This is a genomic window from Vibrio barjaei (genome assembly GCF_001639065.2).
GTDB lineage: Bacteria > Pseudomonadota > Gammaproteobacteria > Enterobacterales > Vibrionaceae > Vibrio > Vibrio barjaei.
In genome coordinates this window covers 55,192-80,272 of sequence record NZ_LQXO02000014.1, presented here as the reverse complement: position 1 = coordinate 80,272, position 25,081 = coordinate 55,192, and the positions used below count along the sequence as shown (strand labels likewise).

39 protein-coding genes are annotated in these 25,081 nt (G+C 45.3%); 35 read left to right on the top strand and 4 right to left on the bottom strand.

What is annotated here, in order from left to right:
* The first annotated feature begins 234 nt into the window (after positions 1 to 234).
* From AWH66_RS10090 to rplQ, 30 genes are all read left to right on the top strand, one after another.
* On the top strand, positions 235 to 423 hold the full coding sequence (locus AWH66_RS10090) for a (2Fe-2S)-binding protein (protein ID WP_062462315.1): 189 nt from the start codon (positions 235 to 237) through the stop codon (positions 421 to 423).
* Between the two features lie 82 nt (positions 424 to 505).
* Positions 506 to 982: a bacterioferritin gene (gene bfr / locus AWH66_RS10085; RefSeq protein WP_063604646.1), complete on the top strand. Its 477-nt coding sequence runs from the start codon at positions 506 to 508 to the stop codon at positions 980 to 982.
* A 382-nt stretch (positions 983 to 1,364) separates the two neighbouring features.
* Entirely contained in the window at positions 1,365 to 1,676 is a 312-nt protein-coding gene (gene rpsJ, locus AWH66_RS10080; protein WP_031495630.1) for a 30S ribosomal protein S10, read from the top strand.
* 14 nt (positions 1,677 to 1,690) lie between these two features.
* A complete protein-coding gene (rplC, locus tag AWH66_RS10075; protein WP_063604645.1) occupies positions 1,691 to 2,320 on the top strand; it encodes a 50S ribosomal protein L3 in 630 nt (209 codons plus the stop codon).
* 16 nt (positions 2,321 to 2,336) lie between these two features.
* Positions 2,337 to 2,939, top strand: coding sequence for a 50S ribosomal protein L4 (gene rplD, locus AWH66_RS10070; protein WP_038228833.1), 603 nt, complete (start codon positions 2,337 to 2,339; stop codon positions 2,937 to 2,939).
* The gene (rplW, locus tag AWH66_RS10065; protein ID WP_031495626.1) at positions 2,936 to 3,238 is read left to right on the top strand and encodes a 50S ribosomal protein L23; all 303 of its coding nucleotides are present in this window, start codon (positions 2,936 to 2,938) and stop codon (positions 3,236 to 3,238) included. The genes rplD and rplW overlap by 4 nt, the downstream gene beginning before the upstream one ends.
* Positions 3,239 to 3,254: 16 nt before the next feature.
* Entirely contained in the window at positions 3,255 to 4,079 is an 825-nt protein-coding gene (gene rplB, locus AWH66_RS10060; RefSeq protein ID WP_031495624.1) for a 50S ribosomal protein L2, read from the top strand.
* A 19-nt stretch (positions 4,080 to 4,098) separates the two neighbouring features.
* Positions 4,099 to 4,377 carry a 30S ribosomal protein S19 gene (gene rpsS / locus AWH66_RS10055; protein WP_031495622.1) on the top strand — a complete coding sequence of 93 codons (279 nt, stop codon included), beginning with the start codon at positions 4,099 to 4,101 and terminating at the stop codon, positions 4,375 to 4,377.
* Between the two features lie 10 nt (positions 4,378 to 4,387).
* The gene (gene rplV / locus AWH66_RS10050; RefSeq protein WP_031495620.1) at positions 4,388 to 4,720 is read left to right on the top strand and encodes a 50S ribosomal protein L22; all 333 of its coding nucleotides are present in this window, start codon (positions 4,388 to 4,390) and stop codon (positions 4,718 to 4,720) included.
* A gap of 16 nt (positions 4,721 to 4,736) precedes the next feature.
* Positions 4,737 to 5,435 (top strand): 30S ribosomal protein S3, encoded by a 699-nt coding sequence (gene rpsC / locus AWH66_RS10045; RefSeq protein WP_006075724.1) that lies wholly within the window; start codon positions 4,737 to 4,739, stop codon positions 5,433 to 5,435.
* A gap of 11 nt (positions 5,436 to 5,446) precedes the next feature.
* Entirely contained in the window at positions 5,447 to 5,857 is a 411-nt protein-coding gene (rplP, locus tag AWH66_RS10040; RefSeq protein ID WP_006075723.1) for a 50S ribosomal protein L16, read from the top strand.
* Positions 5,857 to 6,048 (top strand): 50S ribosomal protein L29, encoded by a 192-nt coding sequence (rpmC, locus tag AWH66_RS10035; protein ID WP_004410456.1) that lies wholly within the window; start codon positions 5,857 to 5,859, stop codon positions 6,046 to 6,048. The genes rplP and rpmC overlap by 1 nt, the downstream gene beginning before the upstream one ends.
* Positions 6,048 to 6,302: a 30S ribosomal protein S17 gene (gene rpsQ, locus AWH66_RS10030; RefSeq protein WP_063604644.1), complete on the top strand. Its 255-nt coding sequence runs from the start codon at positions 6,048 to 6,050 to the stop codon at positions 6,300 to 6,302. The genes rpmC and rpsQ overlap by 1 nt, the downstream gene beginning before the upstream one ends.
* Positions 6,303 to 6,461: 159 nt before the next feature.
* On the top strand, positions 6,462 to 6,833 hold the full coding sequence (gene rplN / locus AWH66_RS10025) for a 50S ribosomal protein L14 (protein ID WP_006075569.1): 372 nt from the start codon (positions 6,462 to 6,464) through the stop codon (positions 6,831 to 6,833).
* A gap of 11 nt (positions 6,834 to 6,844) precedes the next feature.
* Positions 6,845 to 7,162 carry a 50S ribosomal protein L24 gene (gene rplX / locus AWH66_RS10020; RefSeq protein ID WP_006075571.1) on the top strand — a complete coding sequence of 106 codons (318 nt, stop codon included), beginning with the start codon at positions 6,845 to 6,847 and terminating at the stop codon, positions 7,160 to 7,162.
* A 25-nt stretch (positions 7,163 to 7,187) separates the two neighbouring features.
* The gene (rplE, locus tag AWH66_RS10015) at positions 7,188 to 7,727 is read left to right on the top strand and encodes a 50S ribosomal protein L5 (protein WP_038228835.1); all 540 of its coding nucleotides are present in this window, start codon (positions 7,188 to 7,190) and stop codon (positions 7,725 to 7,727) included.
* Positions 7,728 to 7,744: 17 nt separating this feature from the next.
* Positions 7,745 to 8,050, top strand: a complete 306-nt coding sequence (gene rpsN / locus AWH66_RS10010) for a 30S ribosomal protein S14 (protein ID WP_038228838.1) — start codon at positions 7,745 to 7,747, stop codon at positions 8,048 to 8,050.
* A gap of 29 nt (positions 8,051 to 8,079) precedes the next feature.
* Positions 8,080 to 8,472, top strand: coding sequence for a 30S ribosomal protein S8 (gene rpsH / locus AWH66_RS10005; protein WP_004738788.1), 393 nt, complete (start codon positions 8,080 to 8,082; stop codon positions 8,470 to 8,472).
* Between the two features lie 12 nt (positions 8,473 to 8,484).
* The gene (rplF, locus tag AWH66_RS10000) at positions 8,485 to 9,018 is read left to right on the top strand and encodes a 50S ribosomal protein L6 (RefSeq protein ID WP_031496829.1); all 534 of its coding nucleotides are present in this window, start codon (positions 8,485 to 8,487) and stop codon (positions 9,016 to 9,018) included.
* Between the two features lie 9 nt (positions 9,019 to 9,027).
* Entirely contained in the window at positions 9,028 to 9,381 is a 354-nt protein-coding gene (rplR, locus tag AWH66_RS09995) for a 50S ribosomal protein L18 (RefSeq protein WP_038228845.1), read from the top strand.
* Positions 9,382 to 9,395: 14 nt separating this feature from the next.
* A complete protein-coding gene (gene rpsE / locus AWH66_RS09990; protein WP_006075577.1) occupies positions 9,396 to 9,896 on the top strand; it encodes a 30S ribosomal protein S5 in 501 nt (166 codons plus the stop codon).
* 7 nt (positions 9,897 to 9,903) lie between these two features.
* The gene (rpmD, locus tag AWH66_RS09985) at positions 9,904 to 10,080 is read left to right on the top strand and encodes a 50S ribosomal protein L30 (protein ID WP_006963207.1); all 177 of its coding nucleotides are present in this window, start codon (positions 9,904 to 9,906) and stop codon (positions 10,078 to 10,080) included.
* Between the two features lie 5 nt (positions 10,081 to 10,085).
* Positions 10,086 to 10,520 carry a 50S ribosomal protein L15 gene (gene rplO / locus AWH66_RS09980; RefSeq protein ID WP_006075578.1) on the top strand — a complete coding sequence of 145 codons (435 nt, stop codon included), beginning with the start codon at positions 10,086 to 10,088 and terminating at the stop codon, positions 10,518 to 10,520.
* Positions 10,521 to 10,540: 20 nt separating this feature from the next.
* Positions 10,541 to 11,875, top strand: coding sequence for a preprotein translocase subunit SecY (gene secY / locus AWH66_RS09975; protein WP_006075579.1), 1,335 nt, complete (start codon positions 10,541 to 10,543; stop codon positions 11,873 to 11,875).
* 39 nt (positions 11,876 to 11,914) lie between these two features.
* A complete protein-coding gene (rpmJ, locus tag AWH66_RS09970) occupies positions 11,915 to 12,028 on the top strand; it encodes a 50S ribosomal protein L36 (protein ID WP_000868186.1) in 114 nt (37 codons plus the stop codon).
* 149 nt (positions 12,029 to 12,177) lie between these two features.
* Entirely contained in the window at positions 12,178 to 12,534 is a 357-nt protein-coding gene (gene rpsM / locus AWH66_RS09965) for a 30S ribosomal protein S13 (RefSeq protein ID WP_005450559.1), read from the top strand.
* An 18-nt stretch (positions 12,535 to 12,552) separates the two neighbouring features.
* Positions 12,553 to 12,942, top strand: coding sequence for a 30S ribosomal protein S11 (gene rpsK / locus AWH66_RS09960; protein ID WP_001118870.1), 390 nt, complete (start codon positions 12,553 to 12,555; stop codon positions 12,940 to 12,942).
* Between the two features lie 27 nt (positions 12,943 to 12,969).
* Complete coding sequence (gene rpsD / locus AWH66_RS09955) at positions 12,970 to 13,590, top strand: 30S ribosomal protein S4 (protein WP_063604643.1); 621 nt, start codon at positions 12,970 to 12,972, stop codon at positions 13,588 to 13,590.
* Between the two features lie 24 nt (positions 13,591 to 13,614).
* Entirely contained in the window at positions 13,615 to 14,607 is a 993-nt protein-coding gene (locus tag AWH66_RS09950; protein WP_038228852.1) for a DNA-directed RNA polymerase subunit alpha, read from the top strand.
* Positions 14,608 to 14,633: 26 nt separating this feature from the next.
* Entirely contained in the window at positions 14,634 to 15,020 is a 387-nt protein-coding gene (gene rplQ / locus AWH66_RS09945) for a 50S ribosomal protein L17 (protein WP_031493230.1), read from the top strand.
* Between the two features lie 84 nt (positions 15,021 to 15,104).
* Here the strand turns inward: rplQ and AWH66_RS09940 are convergent, their stop codons facing one another.
* Entirely contained in the window at positions 15,105 to 15,575 is a 471-nt protein-coding gene (locus AWH66_RS09940; RefSeq protein ID WP_063604642.1) for a DUF2780 domain-containing protein, read from the bottom strand.
* A 92-nt stretch (positions 15,576 to 15,667) separates the two neighbouring features.
* Complete coding sequence (locus tag AWH66_RS09935) at positions 15,668 to 16,291, bottom strand: BamJ family beta-barrel-assembly machinery protein (protein WP_063604641.1); 624 nt, start codon at positions 16,289 to 16,291, stop codon at positions 15,668 to 15,670.
* Between the two features lie 211 nt (positions 16,292 to 16,502).
* Here AWH66_RS09935 and AWH66_RS09930 point away from each other — a divergent pair, with 211 nt between their 5' ends.
* The gene (locus tag AWH66_RS09930) at positions 16,503 to 17,099 is read left to right on the top strand and encodes a LysM-like peptidoglycan-binding domain-containing protein (protein WP_063604640.1); all 597 of its coding nucleotides are present in this window, start codon (positions 16,503 to 16,505) and stop codon (positions 17,097 to 17,099) included.
* A gap of 57 nt (positions 17,100 to 17,156) precedes the next feature.
* Here the strand turns inward: AWH66_RS09930 and AWH66_RS09925 are convergent, their stop codons facing one another.
* Both AWH66_RS09925 and cpdB read right to left on the bottom strand, forming a co-directional pair.
* Positions 17,157 to 17,609, bottom strand: a complete 453-nt coding sequence (locus tag AWH66_RS09925) for a GNAT family N-acetyltransferase (protein ID WP_063604639.1) — start codon at positions 17,607 to 17,609, stop codon at positions 17,157 to 17,159.
* Positions 17,610 to 17,699: 90 nt separating this feature from the next.
* The gene (gene cpdB, locus AWH66_RS09920) at positions 17,700 to 19,661 is read right to left on the bottom strand and encodes a 2',3'-cyclic-nucleotide 2'-phosphodiesterase (RefSeq protein WP_063604638.1); all 1,962 of its coding nucleotides are present in this window, start codon (positions 19,659 to 19,661) and stop codon (positions 17,700 to 17,702) included.
* 318 nt (positions 19,662 to 19,979) lie between these two features.
* Between cpdB and cobA the strand changes: the two genes are divergently transcribed.
* The 4 genes from cobA to AWH66_RS09900 all read left to right on the top strand — a co-directional run bounded on the left by cobA (position 19,980) and on the right by AWH66_RS09900 (position 25,061).
* Positions 19,980 to 20,855, top strand: a complete 876-nt coding sequence (gene cobA / locus AWH66_RS09915) for a uroporphyrinogen-III C-methyltransferase (protein WP_063604637.1) — start codon at positions 19,980 to 19,982, stop codon at positions 20,853 to 20,855.
* Between the two features lie 70 nt (positions 20,856 to 20,925).
* Positions 20,926 to 21,834: a sulfate adenylyltransferase subunit CysD gene (gene cysD, locus AWH66_RS09910; RefSeq protein WP_063604636.1), complete on the top strand. Its 909-nt coding sequence runs from the start codon at positions 20,926 to 20,928 to the stop codon at positions 21,832 to 21,834.
* 18 nt (positions 21,835 to 21,852) lie between these two features.
* Positions 21,853 to 23,265: a sulfate adenylyltransferase subunit CysN gene (cysN, locus tag AWH66_RS09905; protein ID WP_063604635.1), complete on the top strand. Its 1,413-nt coding sequence runs from the start codon at positions 21,853 to 21,855 to the stop codon at positions 23,263 to 23,265.
* A 71-nt stretch (positions 23,266 to 23,336) separates the two neighbouring features.
* Positions 23,337 to 25,061, top strand: coding sequence for an SLC13 family permease (locus tag AWH66_RS09900; RefSeq protein WP_063604634.1), 1,725 nt, complete (start codon positions 23,337 to 23,339; stop codon positions 25,059 to 25,061).
* Positions 25,062 to 25,081 lie beyond the last annotated feature (20 nt).

Sequence of the window (25,081 nt, the reverse complement as noted above, 5' to 3'; positions counted from 1 at the left end):
GAAGGTGGCCGTACAGTAGGTGCTGGTGTTGTTGCTAAGATCTTCGACTAATATTTAGTTGATAATCGCAATAAACGCGAAAAGAGGAGCTTAGGCTCCTCTTTTTTTGTGCACTAAAATGTATTTCCTGTTCAGTGGGTTAGCTTATTGGTGCCAGTTTAACCAAAAAATAGCACTAGTAATGCTAACAATTCTCGTTTATATTTATATCCGTGAATTGTTTAAGGTTGTATTATGTTTGTTTGTCTTTGCCACGGCATCTCTGATAAAAAATTGCGTAAGCTTGCTATCGAAGAGGGTATCAGCGATATGCGCACTATCAGAAAATGCACCTCTCTTGGCTCTCAATGTGGTAAGTGTGTAAAACAAGCTAAAGAAATCTTGAGCGAAACACAGACGCTTCAGCTTGCAAAAGTAAGCTAACCTCAAGACCTTCGTCTGGTCACTTTGACACCTCCCCAATAGGTTCTACAGTTATTAATGAGCCAAAGAGGAGGGCTTTGTCATGAAAGGCGATCCAATCATCATTCAACATCTCAACAAAATACTGGGTAACGAGCTCGTTGCCATCAATCAATACTTCCTTCATGCAAGAATGTATAAAGACTGGGGGCTAAAGCACCTAGCAGACAAGGAATATCATGAATCTATCGATGAGATGAAACACGCTGATAATCTTATTGAACGTATATTATTTTTGGAAGGTCTACCCAACCTTCAAGACTTAGGGAAGCTCATGATCGGGGAAGACACGAAAGAGATGCTTGAGTGCGACCTGAAACTTGAGATGGATGCGATACCTGATTTAAAAGATGCTATTGCTTATGCAGAAGATACGCGCGATTTCGTCTCCAGAGATCTATTCCAAGATATACTCGAAGATGAAGAGGAACATGTCGATTGGTTAGAGACTCAATTAGGCCTAATTGAAAAAGTGGGTATAGAAAACTACTTACAAGCACAATTCGTCGACGAAGATTAATGAGGCAAAATGACTTCCTTGGGCTTAAGCTACCAGCTTGGGCCCTTTTTAAATGACATTCCTGATTAATTTTCCTTCACCCCTTGCATACCTTTTTGTGATCTGTATAATGCGTCGCACTGGTTAAGCCAGTTGTGAACCAATGAGCAAAGAGGAGTAAGTGAATTACCTCGGTAAATCGCTTAGTAACGTAGACTCAGCTTATGTTCGCAGTTAATACAATTAACCCGCTATCTTTGATAGTAGGCTAATCGAAAATTAGCTGACAATGCGCTCAATTAGAGTGCTACGGTTTCACATAAATCAATCGGCATTCTCTCGCCTTCGCGAGTATGAGTGGCGATATTGTTTGTGTAATAATTAATTATTGGAGCTCTGTCTCATGCAGAACCAACGTATTCGTATCCGCCTAAAGGCTTTCGATTATAAACTAATCGACCAGTCGACTGCGGAAATCGTTGAAACAGCTAAGCGTACCGGCGCACAGGTTCGTGGTCCAATTCCACTACCTACTCGTAAAGAGCGTTTCACTGTTCTTATCTCTCCACACGTCAACAAAGATGCACGTGACCAGTACGAAATCCGTACTCACAAGCGTTTGATCGACATCGTTGAGCCAACAGACAAAACTGTTGACGCTCTAATGCGTCTTGATCTTGCTGCTGGCGTTGATGTTCAAATCAGCCTAGGTTAAGGGAGATTAGAAGAATGATTGGTCTAGTCGGACGTAAAGTGGGTATGACCCGCATTTTTACCGAAGAAGGCGTTTCTATCCCTGTAACAGTTGTTGAGGTTGAAGCGAACCGTGTAACTCAAGTACGTACACTTGATACTGACGGTTATGCAGCAATCCAGGTAACTGCAGGTGCTAAGAAAGCTAGCCGTGTTTCTAAGCCAGAAGCTGGCCACTTTGCGAAAGCAGGTGTTGAAGCAGGTCGCGGTCTTTGGGAATTCCGTTTGGAAAACGGTGAAGAGTTTGAAGTTGGCGCTGAGCTAAACGTAGAACTTTTCAACGACGTAAAAAAAGTAGACGTTACTGGCACATCTAAGGGTAAAGGTTTCCAAGGCGCTGTTAAGCGTTGGAACTTCGCTACTCAAGATATGACACACGGTAACTCATTGTCTCACCGTGCTCCGGGTTCAATTGGTCAATGCCAAACTCCAGGTCGCGTATTTAAAGGCAAGAAAATGGCAGGTCACATGGGTGCTGAGCGTGTAACGACTCAAAACCTAGAGATCGTACGTGTTGATGCTGAGCGCAATCTGCTTCTTATTAAAGGTGCAGTCCCAGGCGCAACTGGCGGCAACGTGATCGTAAAACCAGCTATTAAAGCTTAACGTCTAGGAGTAAGTAATGGAATTGATGGTTAAAGGTGCTGATGCACTAACTGTTTCCGAGACTACTTTCGGACGTGACTTCAACGAAGCTCTTGTACACCAAGTAGTTGTTGCTTTTGCAGCAGGTGCTCGTCAAGGTACTCGTGCTCAAAAGACTCGTTCTGAAGTATCTGGCGGTGGCGCTAAGCCATGGCGTCAAAAAGGTACTGGCCGTGCTCGTGCTGGTACAATTCGTAGCCCTATCTGGCGTACAGGTGGTGTTACTTTTGCTGCGAAACCACAAGATCACAGCCAAAAAGTAAACAAAAAAATGTACCGCGGTGCTATGAAGAGCATTCTTTCTGAGCTAGTTCGTCAAGAGCGTTTAATCGTTGTTGATAACTTCTCTGTAGAAGCTCCAAAAACCAAAGAGCTTGTAGCTAAGCTGAAAGAGCTTGAGCTAACAGATGCGCTTATCGTGACTAGCGAAGTAGATGAGAATCTATTCCTAGCTGCTCGTAACCTATACAAAGTTGACGCACGTGACGTTGCTGGTATCGACCCAGTTTCACTAATCGCGTTCGACAAAGTTGTAATTACTGCAGAAGCAGTTAAGCAAGTTGAGGAGATGCTAGCATGATCACTGAAGAGCGTATCCTAAAAGTTCTACGTGCTCCTCATATCTCTGAGAAAGCAACTATGGCAGCTGAGAAAGCGAACACTATCGTTTTCAAAGTAGCTAAAGATGCAACTAAGAAAGAGATCAAAGCAGCTGTAGAAAAGCTATTTGAAGTTGAAGTTAAGTCTGTAAATACTCTTATTCTTAAGGGTAAGACTAAACGTCAAGGTCTACGTCAAGGTCGCCGCAGCGACGTTAAGAAGGCGTATGTGACTCTGGCGGAAGGTCAAGATCTTGACTTCGTTGGCGGTGCGGAATAACAGGAGTAGTTAAACAATGGCTATTGTTAAATGTAAGCCGACTTCCCCTGGTCGTCGTCACGTAGTTAAAGTTGTTAACGCTGACCTTCACAAAGGTAAGCCTTACGCTCCACTTCTAGAGAAAAACTCTAAGAACGGTGGTCGTAACAACAACGGTCGTATTACAGTACGTCACATCGGTGGTGGTCACAAGCATCACTATCGTTTGATTGATTTCAAACGTACTAAAGATGGCATCCCAGCGAAAGTTGAGCGCCTAGAATACGATCCAAACCGTAGCGCAAACATCGCTCTAGTTCTGTACGCAGACGGTGAGCGCCGCTACATCATTGCACCAAAAGGCATCCAAGCGGGTGACTCTATCCAGTCTGGTGTTGATGCGCCTATCAAAGCAGGTAACACTCTGCCGATGCGCAACATCCCAGTAGGTTCTACAGTACACTGTGTTGAACTGAAACCTGGTAAAGGTGCACAAATTGCTCGTTCTGCAGGTGCATACGCACAAATCATCGCTCGCGATGGTGCATATGTAACTCTACGCCTACGTTCTGGTGAAATGCGCAAAGTACTATCTGAAGGCCGTGCAACTATCGGTGAAGTAGGTAATGCTGAGCACATGCTACGCGAACTAGGTAAAGCTGGTGCTAGCCGCTGGCGCGGTGTTCGTCCAACCGTTCGCGGTGTGGTAATGAACCCGGTAGACCACCCACACGGTGGTGGTGAAGGTCGTACTTCTGGTGGCCGTCACCCAGTATCTCCTTGGGGTCAGCCAACTAAAGGCTTTAAGACTCGTAAGAACAAGCGCACTGACAAGTACATCGTACGTCGTCGTAACAAGTAATCTATAAAGAGGAATCGCCATGCCACGTTCTCTCAAGAAAGGTCCATTTATTGACCTACACTTGCTGAAGAAGGTAGAGAAAGCGGTGGAAAGCGGAGACAAAAAGCCTGTTAAGACTTGGTCCCGTCGTTCAATGATCATTCCATCAATGATTGGTTTGACCATCGCTGTCCATAATGGTCGTCAGCACGTACCAGTATTCGTAACCGAAGAAATGATCGGTCACAAGCTGGGCGAATTTGCACCAACTCGCACTTATCGCGGCCACGCTGCTGATAAGAAAGCTAAGAAGAAATAAGGAGTAGATGATGGAAGCTATCGCTAAACATAACTTTGCTCGTATTTCTCCACAGAAAGCTCGCTTAGTTGCAGACCAAATCCGCGGTAAAAACGTGGATCAAGCTCTTGAACTACTAACTTTCAGCAACAAAAAAGCTGCTGTACTAGTTAAGAAAGTTCTTGAATCAGCAATCGCGAATGCGGAACACAACGAAGGTGCAGATATCGACGATCTATCAGTCGCTAAAATCTTCGTAGATGAAGGCCCAATCATGAAGCGTATTATGCCTCGTGCAAAAGGCCGTGCGGACCGTATCTTGAAGCGTTCTTGCCACATCACTGTTGTTGTTGCAGACGCTTAAGACTAGGAGATAAGCAATGGGTCAGAAAGTACATCCTAATGGTATTCGTCTTGGCATCGTTAAGCCTTGGAATGCTACATGGTTTGCTAACACCAAAGAATTCGCTGACAACCTAGACGGCGACTTCAAGGTACGTCAGTTCCTTACTAAGGAACTAGCAAAAGCGTCTCTTTCACGCATCGTTATCGAGCGTCCAGCTAAGAGCATCCGTGTGACTATTCACACTGCTCGTCCTGGCGTTGTTATCGGTAAGAAAGGCGAAGACGTTGAGAAGCTACGCACAGCTGTAGCTAAAATCGCAGGTGTACCAGCGCAAATTAACATCGCTGAAGTACGTAAGCCTGAGCTAGACGGCCAACTTGTGGCTGATAGCATCGCGTCTCAACTTGAGCGTCGTGTTATGTTCCGTCGTGCTATGAAGCGTGCGGTACAAAATGCTATGCGTCTTGGCGCTAAAGGTATCAAAGTGGAAGTAAGCGGTCGTCTAGGCGGCGCTGAAATCGCACGTTCTGAGTGGTACCGTGAAGGCCGTGTGCCTCTACACACTCTACGTGCTGACATTGATTACGCAACTTCTTCGGCTCACACTCAATACGGTGTGATCGGCATTAAAGTTTGGATCTTCAAAGGTGAGATTCTAGGCGGTATGCCAGCAGCTAACGCTGTAGAGCCAAAAGGCGATAAGCCTAAGAAGCAGCGCAAAGGCCGTAAGTAAGGAGTCGACAGATGCTACAACCTAAACGTACTAAGTTCCGTAAGGTTCAGACTGGTCGCAACCGTGGTCTAGCTAAAGGTACAGACGTAAGCTTCGGCACATTCGGTCTTAAGGCTGTTGGTCGTGGTCGTCTTACTGCTCGTCAGATCGAAGCGGCTCGTCGTGCAATGACGCGTCACGTTAAGCGTCAAGGTAAAATCTGGATTCGTGTATTCCCAGACAAGCCTATCACAGAAAAACCACTAGAAGTTCGTCAAGGTAAGGGTAAAGGTAACGTTGAGTACTGGGTAGCCCAAATCCAACCTGGTAAGGTTATGTACGAAATGGACGGTGTACCTGAAGAGTTGGCACGTGAAGCGTTCCGCCTAGCGGCTCGCAAACTGCCGTTCAAAACTACATTTGTAACTAAGCAGGTGATGTGATGAAAGCACAAGATCTACGCGAAAAAAGCGTTGAAGAGCTTAACGCCGAGCTATTGAATTTGCTACGTGAACAGTTCAACTTGCGCATGCAAGCTGCAACTGGTCAACTACAGCAAACTCATACTCTTAAAGCTGTACGCCGTGATATCGCACGTGTGAAAACTGTTTTGACTGAGAAGGCAGGCGCATAATGAGCGAACAAATTCGTACCCAACAAGGTCGTGTAATCAGCAACAAAGCTGACAAGTCTATTGTTGTTGCAATCGAACGCATGGTTAAACACCCAATTTACGGTAAATTCGTAAAGCGTACGACTAAGCTACACGCACATGACGAAAACAACGAGTGTGGCATTGGCGACACTGTTGAAATTCGTGAGTGCCGTCCACTGTCTAAGATGAAGTCTTGGACTTTGGTTAGCATTGTAGAAAAAGCGAAGATTTAATCGTTTTTTTTATGAAAATCAAGCGGCTCCAAATTTTTTTTGGGGCCGCTTATTTTTTGTCTACCCAATCACAAAAAAGGGTGGTACAATTCGCGTCCCTTTAAAGAGGCAGCCCGACCCGAGAGGGTCTAGTTTTTAATATTTAGCGGAGCACTAACAATGATCCAAATGCAAAGTACACTTGACGCTGCAGATAACTCTGGCGCGCGCAAGGTAATGTGTATTAAGGTTCTGGGTGGCTCACACCGTCGTTATGCACACATCGGCGACATCATCAAAGTTACTGTGAAAGAAGCAATTCCTCGCGGTAAAGTTAAAAAAGGTGATGTTCTGAAGGCGGTAGTTGTTCGCACCCGTAAAGGCGTTCGTCGTCCAGACGGTTCTGTCATTCGCTTCGACCGTAATGCTTGTGTATTGTTAAACGACACTACTGAGCAACCAGTCGGCACACGTATCTTTGGTCCTGTGACTCGTGAACTTCGTAATGCGAAATTCATGAAAATTGTGTCACTAGCACCTGAAGTTCTGTAAGGAGCGTCAACATGGCAGCTAAAATCCGTCGTAATGACGAAGTAATCGTTCTTGCTGGTAAAGATAAAGGCAAGAAAGGTAAAGTAACTAAGGTTCTAGCAACCGGTAAAGTTATCGTTGAAGGTATCAACCTTGTTAAGAAGCACCAGAAGCCTGTACCGGCTCTTGGTCAACAAGGTGGCATCGTTGAACAAGAAGCAGCAATTGATGCTTCTAACGTTGCAGTCTTTAACGCGGCTACTGGTAAAGCTGACCGCATCGGTTTCCGTATCGAAGATGGCAAGAAAGTTCGTTTCTTCAAGTCTAACGGCGAAACTGTTTCTAACTAATTAGAAAGTAATTTGGAGTTCTACTATGGCGAAACTGCATGATTACTACAAGTCGTCTGTAGTTGCTGAATTGACCAAACAATTCAACTACTCAAGCGTCATGCAAGTCCCTAGGATTGAGAAAATCACCCTAAACATGGGCGTTGGTGAAGCAATCAACGATAAGAAACTGCTAGAAAACGCAGCATCTGATATGGCAACGATCTCTGGTCAAAAGCCACTTATCACTAAAGCGCGTAAATCTGTTGCAGGTTTCAAAATTCGTGAAGGCTACCCAATTGGTTGTAAAGTAACCTTGCGTGGCGAACGTATGTGGGAATTTTTAGAGCGTTTAATCTCTATCGCACTTCCACGTGTACGTGACTTCCGTGGCGTTAGCGCTAAGTCTTTTGACGGACGCGGTAACTACAGCATGGGCGTTCGCGAGCAAATCATCTTCCCGGAAATCGACTACGATAAAGTAGACCGTGTTCGTGGCCTAGACATCACTATTACGACGTCTGCTGCAAACGATGAGGAAGGCCGAGCTCTGCTGGCTGCCTTTAACTTCCCATTCCGTAAGTAAGGTGAAGGGTTACTGTTATGGCTAAACAATCAATGAAAGCGCGCGAAGTAAAACGCGCGAAGCTAGTAGCTAAATTTGCTGAAAAGCGTTCAGCTCTTAAAGCTATCATTAGCGATGTAAACGCATCTGAAGAAGATCGTTGGAATGCGGTTCTTAAACTGCAGTCTCTTCCACGTGATTCAAGTGCTTCACGTCAGCGCAACCGTTGCAACCAAACTGGTCGTCCACACGGTTACCTACGTAAGTTCGGTCTAAGCCGTATCAAAGTTCGCGAAGCTTGCATGAAAGGCGAGATTCCTGGACTTCGTAAGGCTAGCTGGTAATTGCCACTTAATCATTTGGAGTAAATCTTATGAGCATGCAAGATCCGATTTCGGATATGCTGACCCGCGTTCGTAACGGTCAGGCAGCAAACAAAGTTGCTGTAAAAATGCCTTCTTCAAAGCTTAAAGTTGCAATTGCTGCACTACTAAAAGCTGAAGGCTACATCGTTGACTTCGCTGTTGAAGGCGAAGCAAAACCAGAGCTAGAAGTTACACTTAAGTACTTCCAAGCAAAACCTGTAATTGAGCAAATCAAACGTGTTTCACGTCCTGGTCTGCGCGTCTATAAAAACAAAGACTCGCTACCAACTGTGATGGGCGGTTTGGGTATTGCTGTTGTTTCTACTTCCAAGGGTCTGATGTCAGACCGCGCTGCGCGTAAAGCAGGTCTTGGCGGTGAAATCATCTGTTACGTAGCTTAATAGGAGTAGATTATGTCTCGTGTTGCTAAGGCACCTGTCGCTATTCCAGCTGGCGTAGAGGTGAAACTTAACGGTCAAGAAATTACCGTTAAAGGCGCTAAAGGCGAACTAACTCGCGTTCTAAACAACGCTGTAGTTATTGCGCAAGAAGAGAACAACCTTACTTTCGGTCCACGCGACGGTGTTGCTAACGCATGGGCACAAGCAGGTACTGCTCGTGCACTAGTGAACAACATGGTTGTTGGTGTTACTGAAGGCTTTACTAAGAAGCTAACTCTTAAAGGTGTTGGTTACCGTGCTGCTATCAAAGGCAACGCTGTAGGTCTAACACTAGGCTTCTCTCACCCAGTTGAGCACGAGTTGCCAGCGGGTATTAAAGCTGAATGTCCAAGCCAAACTGAAATCGTGATCACTGGTTGTGACAAGCAACTTGTTGGTCAAGTAGCGGCTGACATTCGTTCTTACCGTGAGCCTGAGCCTTATAAAGGTAAAGGTGTTCGTTACGCAGATGAAAATGTGCGTACTAAAGAAGCTAAGAAGAAGTAAGGTAACACTATGGATAAGAAAGCATCTCGCATCCGTCGTGCTACACGTGCACGTCGTAAGATTGCAGAACTGGGTGCAACTCGCCTAGTAGTACACCGTACTCCTCGTCACGTTTACGCTCAAGTAATCGCAGCGAACGGCTCTGAAGTAATCGCAGCCGCTTCTACGGTAGAAAAAGCAATTCGTGAAGAAGTTAAGAGTACTGGTAACATCGATGCAGCTAAAGCAGTAGGTAAAGCTGTTGCTGAGCGCGCGCTTGAGAAAGGCGTATCTGCTGTTGCATTCGATCGTTCTGGTTTCCAATACCACGGTCGAGTAGCGGCGCTAGCAGAATCTGCTCGCGAAGCTGGTCTGAAATTCTAAGGTAGGGTTGGAAGATGGCTAAAGAACAACAACAAGCTAGTGATTTGCAAGAAAAGCTAATCGCAGTTAACCGTGTTTCTAAGACGGTTAAAGGTGGTCGAATCATGAGCTTCACTGCACTAACAGTAGTTGGTGACGGTAACGGTCGTGTAGGTTTCGGTTACGGTAAAGCCCGTGAAGTACCTGCTGCGATTCAAAAAGCAATGGAAAAAGCGCGTCGTAACATGGTTACTGTAGCGCTTAACGAAGGCACTCTTCACCACCCGGTGAAAGGTCGCCACTCTGGCTCTAAAGTTTACATGCAGCCAGCGGCAGAAGGTACGGGTGTTATCGCAGGTGGTGCGATGCGTGCAGTACTAGAAGTTGCAGGTGTACACAACGTACTATCTAAAGCATACGGTTCTACGAACCCTATCAACATCGTTCGTGCAACGATCGACGCTCTAGACAGCATGAAGTCACCAGAAATGGTTGCTGCTAAACGTGGTCTAACTGTTGAAGCTATTTCGGAGTAAGAACACCATGGCAACTATCAAAGTAACTCAAACTAAGAGCTCAATTGGTCGCCTACCTAAGCACAAAGCGTGTCTAAAGGGTCTTGGCCTTCGTAAAATCAACCACACAGTAGAACTTGAAGATACTCCGTGCGTACGCGGTATGATCAACAAGGTTTTCTACATGGTTAAAGTTGAGGAGTAATCAGAATGCGTTTGAATACTCTATCACCGGCTGCGGGTTCTAAGCCTTCTAAGAAGCGCGTAGGTCGTGGTATCGGTTCTGGCCTAGGTAAAACTGGTGGCCGTGGTCACAAAGGCCAAAAATCACGCTCTGGCGGCAGTGTTCGTCCAGGCTTCGAAGGCGGTCAAATGCCTTTGAAACAGCGTCTACCTAAATTCGGTTTCACTTCTCGTAAGAGCCTAGTGTCTGCTGAAGTTCGTCTAGCTGAGCTAGCGAAAGTAACTGGTGATGTTGTTGACCTAAACAGCCTTAAAGCAGCTAACGTTATCACTAAGAACATCGAATTTGTAAAAGTTGTTCTTTCAGGTGAAATCAACAAAGCTGTGACTGTTAAAGGTCTACGCGTGACTAAAGGCGCTAAAGCTGCAATCGAAGCTGCAGGCGGTAAAATCGAGGATTAATCTCGAGGGACGAGGTACAGATGGCTAAGAAACCAGGACAAGATTTTAGTAGTGCTAAGAGCGGCTTAAACGAACTCAAGTCGCGCCTTTTATTTGTAATTGGTGCACTTTTAGTGTTCCGCGCTGGCTCTTTTGTGCCGATTCCTGGTATTGACGCGGCTGTACTTGCCGATTTGTTCGAACAGCAAAAAGGTACCATCGTAGAAATGTTTAACATGTTCTCCGGTGGTGCATTAGAGCGTGCATCTATTTTAGCACTGGGCATCATGCCGTATATTTCGGCTTCGATTGTTGTCCAGTTGCTAACTGTAGTTCATCCAGCGTTAGCCGAACTCAAGAAAGAGGGTGAGGCAGGGCGTCGTAAGATTAGCCAATATACGCGTTATGGTACGCTTGTACTTGCAACATTCCAGGCAATAGGTATCGCAACTGGCCTTCCAAACATGGTCAATAATCTGGTTGTTATCAACCAAACCATGTTTACGCTAATTGCTACCGTAAGTTTAGTAACTGGTACCATGTTCTTAATGTGGTTAGGTGAACAAATTACAGAGCGTGGAATCGGTAATGGTATTTCCATTCTGATCTTTGCAGGTATTGTTGCTGGATTGCCTTCGGCAATCGGTCAAACAATCGAGCAAGCGCGTCAAGGTGAACTGCACGTACTTCTTCTGTTGTTGATTGCTGTACTTGCTTTCGCAGTTATTTACTTTGTGGTCTTTATGGAGCGTGGTCAACGTCGTATCGTCGTTAACTATGCAAAACGCCAACAAGGCCGTAAAGTGTTTGCTGCACAAAGCACTCACCTACCGTTGAAAATCAACATGGCAGGTGTTATTCCAGCAATCTTTGCATCAAGTATTATCCTGTTCCCAGGAACATTGGCTCAGTGGTTTGGCCAAAATGGTGAGAGCAGCGCGTTCGGTTGGTTAACTGACGTGTCATTGGCTCTTAGCCCAGGTCAACCGTTGTATGTAATGCTTTATGCAGCAGCGATTATATTCTTCTGTTTCTTCTACACGGCGTTGGTATTCAACCCGCGTGAAACAGCAGATAACTTGAAGAAGTCTGGTGCGTTCGTACCCGGCATCCGCCCAGGTGAGCAGACAGCTAAGTATATTGATAAAGTAATGACTAGACTTACCCTTGCAGGTGCTCTATATATTACCTTTATCTGTCTGATTCCCGAGTTCATGATGGTCGCGTGGAACGTTCGTTTCTACTTCGGCGGTACTTCACTACTAATCGTAGTGGTAGTAATTATGGACTTTATGGCACAGGTACAGACTCATCTGATGTCACAACAGTATGATTCTGTGTTGAAAAAAGCAAATCTGAAAGGTTACGGCCGTTAATCCGGCGGTAGTCTCAGATTTCATTTACGGAGTTTAGCAATGAAAGTTCGTGCTTCCGTTAAAAAAATCTGCCGTAACTGCAAAGTTATCAAGCGCAACGGTGTTGTGCGTGTTATCTGCAGTGAGCCAAAGCACAAACAGCGCCAAGGCTAATTAAGCAGAAATTTTTACTTGAAATTAAAGGTATGGTCGAGTATATTCCTCGGCCTACCTTTTGCGTGCAAAAGAAGTAGCACTCCGCAGCGTATCCATAACGGGCTTTGCTGCGGCTATTCTTTTTAAAGAAACACTAGGAGTGAATAATGGCCCGTATAGCAGGCATTAACATTCCTGATCAAAAACACGCTGTAATCGCACTAACTGCGATCTACGGCATCGGTAAAACTCGCTCTCAAGCTATCCTAGCTGAAGTGGGTATTGCTGAAGATGTTAAGATCAGTGAACTAACTGAAGAGCAGATCGATCAACTGCGTGATGGTGTAGCTAAATACACTGTAGAAGGTGATCTACGTCGTGAAGTATCAATGAACATCAAGCGTCTTATGGACCTTGGCTGTTACCGTGGTCTTCGTCATCGTCGCAGTCTACCACTACGTGGACAGCGTACTAAAACCAACGCTCGCACCCGTAAGGGTCCGCGTAAGCCGATCAAGAAATAATCGGGAAGGTAGAGTACAATGGCTAAACAACCAACTCGCGCTCGTAAGCGCGTACGCAAGCAAGTTGCAGATGGCGTTGCGCACATCCATGCTTCTTTCAATAACACAATCGTAACAATCACTGACCGTCAAGGTAACGCTCTAGCATGGGCTACTGCAGGTGGTTCAGGTTTCCGCGGTTCTCGTAAGTCTACTCCGTTCGCTGCACAGGTTGCTGCTGAGCGTTGTGCTGAAATGGCTAAAGAATACGGTCTAAAGAACTTGGAAGTTATGGTTAAGGGTCCAGGTCCAGGTCGCGAATCTACTGTTCGTGCACTGAACGCTGCTGGTTTCCGCATCACGAACATCGTTGACGCGACACCAATCCCTCATAACGGTTGTCGTCCACCTAAGAAACGTCGCGTATAACGTTTCTAGGATAATTGGAGAAGAATCATGGCAAGATATTTGGGTCCTAAGCTGAAGCTTAGCCGTCGCGAAGGTACAGACTTATTCCTTAAGTCAGGTGTACGCGCGATCGATACCAAGTGTAAAATCGATAACGCACCAGGTGTACACGGCGCTCGTCGCGGTCGTCTATCTGAGTATGGCGTTCAGCTTCGTGAGAAGCAAAAAGTTCGTCGTATCTACGGCGTTCTAGAAAAACAATTCCGTAACTACTACAAAGAAGCAGCTCGCCTTAAAGGCAACACTGGTGAAAACCTACTTCAGCTTCTTGAAGGTCGTCTAGATAACGTAGTTTACCGCATGGGCTTTGGCGCAACTCGCGCAGAAGCACGTCAGCTAGTTAGCCACAAAGCTATCCTAGTTAACGGTAATGTTGTAAACGTTCCTTCTTTCAAAGTTACGGCTAACGACGTTGTTTCTATCCGCGAGAAAGCTAAACAGCAAGCTCGTATTAAAGCGGCTCTAGAAGTTGCTGAACAACGTGAAAAACCAACTTGGATTGAAGTAGATGCTGGTAAGATGGAAGGTACATTCAAGCGTATGCCTGAGCGTTCTGATCTATCTGCTGACATTAACGAACACTTGATCGTCGAGCTTTACTCTAAGTAAGGTTTAAACTAAAGAGAGGACACAATGCAGGGTTCTGTAACAGAATTTCTTAAGCCACGTCTTGTTGACATCGAACAGATCAGCACGACACACGCAAAAGTAACTCTTGAGCCATTAGAGCGTGGCTTTGGTCACACTCTAGGTAATGCACTTCGCCGTATTTTACTTTCGTCTATGCCAGGTTGTGCAGTGACAGAAGTTGAAATCGAAGGCGTTCTGCACGAGTACAGCACTAAAGAAGGCGTTCAAGAGGATATCCTTGAGATACTTCTAAACTTGAAAGGCCTAGCTGTTCGCGTTGCGGAAGGCAAAGATGAAGTGTTTATTACACTGAACAAATCAGGCTCAGGCCCTGTTGTTGCAGGTGACATCACCCATGATGGTGATGTAGAGATCGCTAACCCAGAACACGTTATTTGTCACCTAACGGATGACAACGCTGAGATTTCTATGCGAATCAAAGTTGAACGTGGTCGCGGTTACGTTCCAGCTTCAGCTCGTATCCATACTGAAGAAGATGAGCGTCCAATCGGTCGTTTGCTTGTTGACGCGACTTACAGCCCAGTAGACAAAATTGCCTACGCTGTAGAAGCGGCACGTGTTGAGCAACGTACTGACTTAGACAAGCTTGTTATCGATATGGAAACGAACGGTACTCTAGAACCTGAGGAAGCTATCCGTCGCGCAGCTACTATCCTAGCTGAGCAATTGGATGCATTCGTAGATCTTCGCGATGTACGTGTTCCTGAGGAGAAGGAAGAGAAGCCGGAGTTCGATCCTATTCTACTGCGTCCTGTAGACGATCTTGAACTAACAGTTCGCTCTGCTAACTGTCTAAAAGCAGAAGCGATTCACTACATCGGTGATCTTGTACAGCGTACTGAGGTTGAGCTACTTAAAACGCCAAACCTTGGTAAAAAATCTCTTACAGAGATTAAAGACGTACTTGCATCACGTGGTCTTTCTCTGGGCATGCGCCTAGAAAACTGGCCACCAGCGTCTATCGCTGAAGATTAATCGATACTAGTTAGAAGGATTAGGTCATGCGCCATCGTAAGAGTGGTCGTCAACTCAACCGCAACAGCAGCCATCGCAAAGCGATGTTCAGCAATATGGCTAGCTCTCTTGTACGTCATGAAGTAATCAAGACTACATTGCCTAAAGCAAAAGAGCTACGTCGCGTAGTTGAGCCTTTGATTACACTAGCTAAGACTGACAGTGTTGCTAACCGTCGTCTAGCATTTGCACGTACTCGTGATAACGAAGTAGTTGCGAAACTATTCAACGAACTAGGTCCACGTTTTGCTGCTCGTCAGGGCGGTTACACTCGTATCCTAAAAGCTGGCTTCCGTGCTGGTGATAAAGCTCCAATGGCTTACATTGAGCTTGTAGATCGCCCAGAAGCATCTGAAGAAGCTGCTGCTGAGTAATCAGTAGGTTCGTAAGAACTGAAAAGCCGAGCATTTATGCTCGGCTTTTTTGTGTCTATAGAATAGCGGTGGCTATGTATTCTACTATTGCCATATACTTCCCAAAGAGCTCATTAAGCCGCTGCTCGCGCCTAGTGTCCCAAGATAATCCAAAATTATCGGAGCGAATTGAGAGATTAAAGCAGGGTCTAATCCCACAGATCCAAAGGCATTTTTAACACTCTCCATATTCTCGACTGAACTGAGCAAACCACTACTGGTGAGTGAACTTAACCCTGGAATTAAAGAATTCAATTCACTCTCTTGTCCCGCCCCTAATTGATTTTGAGCCAGAGAAAGGAGTGCGCCAGCGCCTGTTGCCGCTTGTTGCGGAGAAATAGACAGCTCTTTAACTAAATTGTCGACGACCGGTGAGTTAGCTTGAGCTAACTGAGAGGTGCTACTTAATAGACTGTTCGCAGAGTCAGAATTAACGCCAGATAGATCGAACTCTGCGTAGCCATTAAATGAGACAGTGGCAGCCAGCGCTATTGTTAACATTGAAATTTTGGTCATACTTTGTCCTATGAGTTGTTGATGGTTAAAGCATAGCGCAAAAAAAAGCAGCGCTTAATAGCGCTGCTTTGGGGTTCAATTTAAATGTGACATTACGCTAGGATGTCTAGAAGCTCTACTTCAAATACAAGTGCAGCGAATGGAGGAATTGCAGCGCCAGCGCCACGCTCACCGTATGCTAGATCTTGTGGGATGTACAGTTTCCACTTAGAACCAACAGGCATTAGTTGAAGTGCTTCAACCCAACCTTTGATTACGCCAGTCACAGGGAACTCCGCAGGCTGACCACGAGATACTGAGCTGTCAAATACTGTACCGTCTGTTAGTTCACCGTGGTAGTGAACACGTACAGTGTTTTCTGCTGTTGGAACTGCACCAGTACCTTCAGTGATGACTTCGTATTGAAGACCAGACTCAAGAACCGTTACTTCTGAACGTAGAGCGTTGTCTTTTAGGAAAACTTCGCCGTCTGCAGCCGCTGCTTTAGCCGCTTCTTGACGAGCTGATTCTGCACGAGTGTGAAGCTCTTGAAGAGCTGCATTGATTGCGTCGATTTCGATTTCTGGCATGTCACCAGTTAGCGCAGTTGCAATACCTTTAGCGATTGCGTCTACGTTAAGGCCTTCAAGGCCGCTACCTGCAAGCTGTTGGCCCATTTGCAGACCAATACCATAGCTTGCTTTCTGTTCTACAGTTTCTAATTTCACGTCAGACATGACGGTCTCTCTTGCTATTCGAATGAAGGTGAAAGGATACCAGTTCTAGTGTGAAACCGAAATGCTCTAACCAACTTTTACTAATTAATTCGTTTTCGTTGTTAAAGTTGTGACATTTGACTGCTATAAAAGGTAATTCCTGCGATTTTCCTATACTCTAAACGCAGGTTTTTTTAAACTGAAGCGGTTGTTTATTAGGAGACGGAATGTAATGAATCGTCGTCAAAGAAAGAAACAGAAAGTTGACCACGTTCAAGTGCTAAAGGACAAATGGCAGGCTCTCGATTTTTCGAGCTTAAAGAAAATAAATAAGCCTGATGTTTCACAATGGACGTCAAAAATTAAGACGTTCTGGATGAGACTGCCACGTCTTCATCGACGTCTATTAAGCGTTCTAATTCCTCTGTTGGTGGTATTGCTACTCATCCCAACCAAAAAGAATGAACCTGCTCAAGCGACTCAGGCACATCAGCGAATCGCCGTGAGTGTTAATACCGAGTCTTTAAGTGAACAACCCTCCAGCGTACAGTCTGAGCAGGCAGTAGAAACCAATTGGCGTGAGTATACCGTCAAAAAAGGTGACACATTGGCGCAGGTCTTTCGTAAAAACCAGTTATCTATGGCCGACCTGAATTCGTTAGCAAGAATAGAAGGAAGCGACAAACCGTTAAGTCGTATTAAGCAAGGTCAGTTGATTCGTTTCAAATTCAGCCCAGAAGGTAATCTCGATATTCTACAAATTGAGCGTGGCGATCAGTCCATCATGTTCTTTAGGCTATCAGATGGAGGCTTCGGCCGTAGTAAATGATAACGAAGTAATTAAAATCAATTCAATAAATAAAGGGGCCTATATTGGCCCCTTTGTTTATTTTAGAAGTTTCATATCTATATGGGGGATATCGTCTTCAAGATACTCTTCAGAGCAAGCTTCAAAACCGTGTCGTGAATAGTATTTTTGTAGATGAGATTGCGCGCCAATCTTTATGGTTTCATTAGGCCAAAGGCGCTGACATTCCTGCTTAGCTTGAGCAATGAGGTCGTGACCAAGCCCACCACCTCTATGCGACGCTTTAGTTGCGACTCTACCGATACTCACATAGTCGTAAGTAGTGCCTTTGGGTAATAGCCTTGCACATGCTATAAGAGTGTCCCCATCATAGCCCATTAAATGATGAACTCCGTCAACTTGGTCATGATTATCCAATTCAGGGTAAGGGCAGGTTTGCTCTACGACAAACACGTCGACTCGAAGCTTCAACAGTTCATACAACTCAAGTGTGGTTAGCTGGGTAAAGGTTTTGGTGGTCCAATTAATCATAGTTCTCACTTGTCACTGTTTTTCCTTAGACTAAACGGACAGCAAAAAAAAAGCCACGCATTATGCGTGGCTTAATATCGATCAACTTAATTATTTTTGTAGGTCGATTTGGTAAACCGCGAAACCGACATCATCAGTAGCGACTTTCTTCATCGGGTATTGACCTTTATCCTTGATGAACTGTGCCGCTTTGTCCGATGGTGATGTTTCAAAACGAATATCTAATGCAACATCCGCTTTGATAGGAGCAAAGCGCCAGTTGTTATCTGCGCTTGGTGTGACTTCACCTTTTTCTTGGCTAACTTTAGAGATGTAGTTGGCCACGATAGTACGGTTTTCATCTGGTGAATCAAACGCAATGAAATCACTGCCTGTTCCAGGGAACTTGTTACTGTAAGCACGATAGTTATTAGTCGCAATGATAAAGGTTTGCTTCATATCGATTGGTTTACCGTTGTAGGTAAGGTCTACGATTCGCTCACTGTTACCATCAAGTAGCTTGCAGTTACCATCATAGCGAGCAGGCTTACTGACATCGATCTGGTAGTTTACGCCGTCCATAACATCAAAGTTATAAGTGCGGAAACCATCCCAATCGATAAGCGATTGAGGCTGGCTTGATGCCACATCAATTTGCTTGAACTGGCCAGCAGAGCACTCAAGCCACTCTTTGACTTCTTTACCGGTTACTTTCAAAGCAACGAGTGTATTTGGATAGAGGTAAAGGTCGGCCGCGTTACGGAATGTGAGCTGACCTGATTCTACTTCAGTGAAGTTTGCCGGGTCATTTTTTCGACCGCCGGCTTTAAATGGAGCAGCAGCAGAAAGTACCGGCAAGCCATCTAGGTCCGGATCACCTTGAATCATGGTTTCAACATAGTCTTTTTGCGCTAAGTTGACGATTTGAACCGTAGGATCATCCTGCACTAAAGCAAGGAAGCTGTACATTACGTCATTCGCTTTACCAATAGGTTGGTTAACGAAGTCGCGTGTTGCGTCGTGATCTGCTTTGACTGCGCTGACGATGCCTTTATCAGCGTCAACAAGTGGTTTCTTATTCGTGGCGTCAAAAATAGGGCGTGCTTCTGTTTGCGCTTCCGCGACTTTCCAGCTATCGCCATCTTGCTCTAACACAAGATCCATCACACCGACGTGGCTACCCCAACGGCCAGGCATAACCGCTGCAACACCGTTAATTGTACCTTTTTGGTTATCAACGCCTTGAATATTGTCAAAACCTTTACCAGGGAACACGGCATGAGAGTGACCAAATGCAATGGCATCAATACCGTCTACTTCAGATAAGTAATAGGTCGAGTTTTCTGCGCCAGCTTTGTAAGGGTCACTTGAAACGCCAGAGTGAGGAATTGCAACAATAATGTCTGCGCCTTCCTTTTTCATTTGAGGGACGAGCTTTTCAGCGGTTTCTTTAATGTCTTTGGCGAAAACTTTACCTTCTAAGTTCTTCTTATCCCATACCATGATTTGTGGTGGCACAAAGCCGATATAACCAACTTTGACTTCGTGAGCATTGCCATCAGTGTCTTTGAAGGTGTGTGTTTTGATTAAATAAGGCTTGAAGTAGTGTTCGCCCGTTTTCTTATCAAATACGTTAGCGCTGACGTACGGGAAGTTAGCACCTTCCAATGTTGTCGCTAAAAACTCTAGACCGTAGTTAAACTCGTGGTTACCGATGTTACCCACATCGTAGTCCAATTGATTCATCGCTTTATAGACTGGATGCGTTTCTCCAGGCTTGATGCCCTTAGACGCCATATAATCGCCCATCGGGCTGCCTTGAATGAGGTCACCGTTGTCAACGAGGACACTGTTCGTTACTTCATTGCGCGCTTCTTTTACTAATGTGGCAGCTCGAGCTAAACCAATTTTCTGAGTTGGCTTATCTTTGTAATAGTCATAGTCCATGACATTGGTGTGAATGTCAGTTGTTTCGATAATTCGGAGCTTAATTTCATCTGCCATTGCAGGGCCTGCCATCGCTAGCATGCCACCAAGAACTGCAATTGAAATAGGTTTCACTGCCACTTTCATCTTCATATCCTTTGTAGGGGTAATTGATTTTAAACTTGCTAAGTGTAGCAATTTGTTGTGTAAGAAAGTTTACGTATACATAAAAAGTGTGATCTTAAATGCACGCTCAAGTGCAATCTGATACACATCTCGCAACTTTTGTTTCAAGCCTAGTTCCATTAGTCAAATTCAAGCGGAAGATGGCTCAAAAATTAACACTGCTCTGCGCAAATAAAATCTCCTTAGTGACTTTTGGAATAAAAAATGAAATTTTAGAATTTCAGGTAATATAGAGGAGTGGTCATAATGCCATCATTCGACTAACGAAGGATTGTTATTATGGATTCGTCTCAACCACTACCAAAGGGCAAGGTAGCCACACCAACTTTGGTGAGTAGTTACCGTAAGCCCAAGTTGCCAAGTTCAATATTGCGAGCGGGTGAAGTCGCGCTAATTGGTGCTGGCCCTGGCGATCCTGAACTACTGACCCTGAAGGCTCTCAATCTACTTCAACAAGCGGATGTCGTACTTTACGACTATCTGGTTTCTGATGAAATCATGGAGTTGGTGCCAGAAAGTACCATTTTAGTTTGCGTAGGTAAGCGTGCTGGTCATCACAGTGTTCCGCAAGAGAAGACCAATCAATTATTGGTAGAGTTTGCGCAAAGTGGACATAAGGTCGCACGTATTAAAGGTGGTGACCCCTTCGTATTTGGTCGTGGCGGTGAAGAACTGCAAGTACTCGCGGCGGCAGGTATCCAATTTCAAGTTATTCCAGGTATCACGGCAGCAGCAGGTGCGACAGCGTACGCAGGCATCCCACTTACTCATCGCGATTATGCGCAATCAGCATTGTTTGTCACAGGACATCTAAAGCCTGATGCCGATGAGATGGACTGGTCAACCTTAGCTAGGGGTAACCAAACGCTTGTCATCTATATGGGGCTGATGAAGTCCGACTACATACAGCAACAACTACTGGCGCACGGTCGTAATAAAACCGTTCCAGTTGCAATTATTGAACGTGGGACCCAGCGCTCACAAAAAGTGTTGCGTGGTCAGTTATCGAATTTACCAGAATTAGCGAAGGGTGCTGAATCACCAGCACTTATTGTTGTAGGAGAAGTCGTCTCTCTTGCTGACGAGCTATCGTGGTTTGGTCGAGAGCGTGATGAGGTTGAGTCAAACCAACGAGTCGCAAGTCAGCGCGCCTAATCACAGTCATTATTGAATCAGTCTTGTGTTGGTCACAAAGTGGCTGACATAGAAAAAGGAAGCACAACACATGGACCAAGAAAGACTTACACACCTAAAACAGTTGGAAGCCGAAAGCATCCACATCATCCGAGAAGTCGCTGCCGAATTTGATAATCCGGTCATGATGTACTCTATCGGTAAAGATTCCTCTGTCATGCTGCATCTAGCACGCAAAGCGTTTTATCCCGGAAAAATCCCATTTCCGTTGCTGCACGTTGATACTGATTGGAAATTCAAAGAAATGATCGAATTTCGCGATCGCACTGCAGAGAAATATGGATTTGAGCTTTTGGTTCATAAGAACCCAGAGGGGCTTGCGATGGGGTGTAGTCCATTTGTACACGGATCTTCAAAGCACACCGATATCATGAAGACGCAGGGACTTAAGCAAGCATTAAATAAATATGGTTTTGATGCGGCGTTTGGTGGTGCAAGACGTGATGAAGAGAAGTCGCGAGCTAAGGAGCGTGTCTACTCTTTCCGTGACAAAAACCATACTTGGGACCCAAAAAACCAACGCCCAGAGCTATGGAAAACCTATAACGGTCAAATCAATAAAGGGGAAAGCATTCGTGTATTCCCGCTGTCTAACTGGACTGAGCTTGATATTTGGCAATACATCTACCTAGAGAATATCGAAATCGTTCCGCTCTATCTTGCTGCTCCTCGTCCCGTTGTTGAGCGTGATGGCATGTTGATCATGGTTGATGACGAGCGCATGGAAATTGGTCCTGACGAAACAGTGGAACATAAGAGCGTACGCTTTAGAACATTAGGTTGCTACCCATTAACGGGTGCCGTTGAATCGGAAGCGAACACATTGACAGGCATCATAGAAGAAATGTTAGTTGCGACATCCAGTGAGCGACAAGGACGAGCGATCGACCACGATCAGTCAGGATCGATGGAGCTTAAGAAACGTCAAGGATACTTTTAAGGATCGAAGGAACAGATTATGAATAGCGCAGTAGAAGCACAACTTGCTGAACTAGGTATTGAAGGCTACCTGAATCAGCATCAACACAAATCCTTACTCCGATTCCTGACTTGCGGTTCGGTTGATGATGGCAAGAGTACCTTAATTGGTCGTTTACTCCACGATTCTAAGCAAATCTATGAAGATCAATTGGCGGCAGTTCACTCTGATAGTCAACGAGTGGGAACAACGGGTGAGAAGCCTGATTTGGCCTTATTGGTTGATGGTCTGCAAGCAGAGCGAGAACAAGGTATTACCATCGATGTGGCTTACCGTTATTTCTCAACTCAGAAACGAAAATTCATTATTGCCGATACGCCAGGGCACGAACAATACACCCGTAACATGGCGACTGGTGCATCGACCTGTGATCTTGCGGTTATCTTGATCGATGCTCGAAAAGGGGTATTGGATCAGACGCGTCGTCATTCGTTTATTTCGAGCTTATTGGGTCTTAAGCACTTTATTGTCGCGGTTAATAAAATGGACCTAGTGGACTTTTCTCAACAGCGCTACGAAGCGATTCGTGATGAATACCTAACGTTTTCAGAAAACTTAGGTAAAGACATCAATATCCAGATGATTCCTATCTCTGCTCTAGAAGGCGATAACGTGGTCGACTTGAGCAGCAACATGGATTGGTATCAAGGAGAGCCGCTGCTTGATCTGCTAGAAAAAGTCGATATCGACCAAGAGAAGCAAAAAGGAGATTTCCGATTCCCAGTGCAATATGTGAATAGACCTAACCTCGATTTTCGCGGTTTTGCTGGCACCATTGGTTCAGGTGAAATACAGGTTGGCGATGAAATCAAAGCACTACCTTCTGGGAAAACATCACGTGTAGAGCGTATTGTGACGTTCGATGGTGATTTACCTCGTGCATTTGCTGGTCAAGCAGTAACGCTGACTCTAAGTGATGAGATCGATATAAGTCGCGGTGACTTGATTGTGAAACAAGATGCGAAAGTGGTTTCGTCAAATCGTCTGCTTGCTGATGTGGTTTGGATGACTGATGAGCCTTTGGCTGCAGGTAAAAGCTATGACATCAAGATTGCTGGTAAGAAAACTCAGGGCCAGCTAGAAGGTGTGCGTCATCAATATGACATTAATACACTGAAGTCTTTTGATGCTGACGCTTTGCCTCTTAACGGTATTGGTTTATGTGAGTGGTCACTTACTGAGTCGGTTGCGGTAGATAGTTATGATGCGGTGCAAGATACGGGTGGTTTTATTGTTATCGACCGACTCACTAATGTCACAGTAGGTGCAGGCTTGGTTCGTGAGGCATTAGCTGAAGAACAACGTTCACCCCAAGAGCGCATGGGGGCATTTGAGAAAGAGCTGAAAGCACTCATTATGAAGCACTTCCCTGAGTGGGATGCCAATATCTAACGTCTTGGTTAGTTGGAACCATTGTGACGTGAAATCAATGCAACGTAGCATTAAGTAGTAAGGGGAAGGATATGTGGGAACAAGGAGTAGTGCTAGCACTGTTGATGTCTATCATTGCTTGCTTGATCGCGACCCAGATAAAACCGAGCCTTATCTTTGCTGGTGCTGCGTTTATCGCGTTTATTTCCGGTATGTTAGAGCTCAATGCGATAGCGACCAATTTTACTAATTCGTCGCTATTAACTTTGGTGCTACTGATTCTTTCGTCAGCGGCGTTAGAAAAAACTCGATTGATTAGTTGGGTCAGTCGTTCCATTGCTACAGGCCGTTTGGGCTCAGTGGTGGCAAAGCTTGGGATCTCTACGGCTTTGCTCTCCTCTTTTACCAACAATACCGCTGTTGTTGTGTCATTAATTGGTGCTATTAAGCGCAACCAGCGTCATGCCCCTTCAAAGCTGCTTATCCCTTTATCCTATGCGGCCATTCTTGGAGGCACACTGACGCTAATTGGTACTTCTACCAACCTTATAATCAATAGCTTCGTCGAAGATGTGGGCTTACCAAGTTTGGACTTTTTCGCACCAACTTGGATAGGACTTAGTGTCTTAGTTGGTGGAGTCTTGGTGCTGATTCCACTGAGTTATCTTCTGCCCAATTATGATGACGCGAATCAAGATGATTTACCTTACTTTCTGGAAGCTCGAGTGGAGCCTGGCTCACCACTAGTGGGACGAAGCATTGCAGAGAACAATCTCAGGGCGTTACGAAAGTTGTTTTTGGCCGAAGTGGTACGAGATGGTGAAACACTGGCTTCAGTTGACCCTAACTTTGTCCTTCAAGCCAAGGATCGTCTGCTGTTTTGTGGTGATGTTGAAAGTGTTGCTACTCTTCAAGAAATCCAAGGTTTGACGTTTTTTGGACAGCATCATCTCAACGGACAGAACCTATTAGAAGTGGTGGTCAGCTCATCGGCGACGTTTTGTAATAACACGCTTAAATCGAGCCATTTCCGTGACCGTTTTGATGCTGTTGTGGTCGCGATTAGGCGTGGTCATGAACGACTAGAAGGTGGTCTCGGCAATATTATTTTGCAGGCCGGAGATACATTGGTATTGGCGCCCGGCAAGGGGTTCGAACAGGCTCGTCGCCAACACCGAAAAGAGTTTGTGCTAGTCAATGACTTAGATTCCAGTGCCAAGCTTGATTTTGCCAAATCGAGTTATGTGTTGCTTGGCTTTGTTGCTGTGATTGCGTTAGCACTCACTCACATTCTCCCCATAATTAAGGGGTTAGCGCTGTATCTAATCGCAGTTCTGGCCTTTGGTATCGTTAATATCGGTGAGCTAAGGCGTCGCTTTCCTGTCGACATAGTGGTGATTGTTGGTTCGGCATTGTCTATCGCGCAGTTGATGATTTCTACTGGCCTCTCTGAGCGCATGGGAGCAATGTTTATCGAGCTATTCAATGGTTGGGGAGTATTTGGAGCGTTAGTGGCTACTTACTTAGTGACGCTTATCCTAACCGAATTGGTGACCAATAATGCCGCTGCGGCATTGGCATTTCCCATTGGCTACAGCATGGCGGTTGGCTATGGCGTTGATCCTATGCCTTTCATAATGGCTGTGCTGTTTGGTGCGAGCGCGAGTTTTATCTCTCCGTATGGTTATCAGACTAACTTACTGGTTTATAGCGTTGGTAATTACCAACTGAAAGATTACATGAGAATTGGGATACCCATCTCTATTGTCTATTCCGTTTTGGTATTGGCACTTATTCCCTATTTCTTTCCGTTTTAAGTATTTTTACAAGGACTTAC